The following is a 989-nucleotide window of genomic DNA, read 5'->3' on the forward strand; positions in this document are numbered from 1 at the left end:
CCGGGTGCTGCGCAGGGACCGGTCGAGAGGGTCGACGAGCTCGACCATCCGGCGCAGACCCTCGCGGTGCCGGATCCGGAACGGGGACGACGCGATGACCGAGACCCCCTCGTCGGCGGCGGCCTGGAGCTCGCGGATCATCCGGTCGGTGGCGCGCGCGTCGGCGAGCAGCTCGAGGGCGGGGTCGGGCTCGCCGTCGATCATCACGTGACTGGTGGCACGCAGCAGCTCGGCGATCTTGCGGGCGACCGTGGCCGCCTGCTCGCGCGGCTTGCGCAGCGGCGCGCCCGGGACGATGGTCGCGGCGACGAGCGCGACCCCACCGCCGATGAGCGCGTCGGTCCAGCGGGTCAGCGCCGCGTCGGGGTCAGGGAGCAGGGTGGCGACGACGATCGACTGCACGGCGGCCTGGGTGACGAAGAGGTTGCCCGCGTCGAGGAGCAGAGCCGTCGACATCGCCAGGCCGACGATGAGCGCGAGCTGCCAGGCCCCCGACCCGATCCACACGACGAGCACGTCGGCGACGAAGACGCCGATCGCGACACCGAGGGTGACCTCGGCGACCCGCCGCAGCCGCTGGCCGTAGGACGTGCCGAGCGACACGACCGCCGCGATGGGCGCGAAGAACGGTGTGTCGTGGCCGAAGACGTCGGCCGCGAGCCACCACGCCACGCCCGCGGCGATCGAGCACTGGACGACCGCGAAGAGCTTGCTGCGCCACCGCTGGACACGTCCACCGAGCGAGAGCCGGCTGCGCTCCCACATCCGATCCAGCGGCACCTCCACGCGCCGATCGTCCCACGGGACCGATGTGTGGAACGCTGGGTCCCGTGCGGATCGACTTCCACGGCTCCCCCGAGCCGACCCTCGGTGTGGAGTGGGAGTTCGCGCTCGTCGACCGACGTACCCGCGACCTGCGCAACGACGCCGCCCACCTCTTCGCCCGCGCCAAGGCGCGGGTGCCGGACCCGAGCCGCCTCCACAAGGGG

1 protein-coding gene is annotated in these 989 nt (G+C 73.3%); it reads right to left on the reverse strand.

Annotated features, from left to right (window positions below; translation table 11 throughout):
• On the reverse strand, nucleotides 1-786 hold a 786-nt coding region (locus tag H0487_RS22700; protein WP_312856072.1), incomplete at its 3' end, for an FUSC family protein.
• Nucleotides 787-989: the final 203 nt, after the last annotated feature.

Origin of the sequence: Nocardioides stalactiti, assembly GCF_014180715.1 — a bacterium.
In the GTDB taxonomy this organism is placed as follows: Bacteria; Actinomycetota; Actinomycetes; order Propionibacteriales; family Nocardioidaceae; genus Nocardioides; species Nocardioides stalactiti.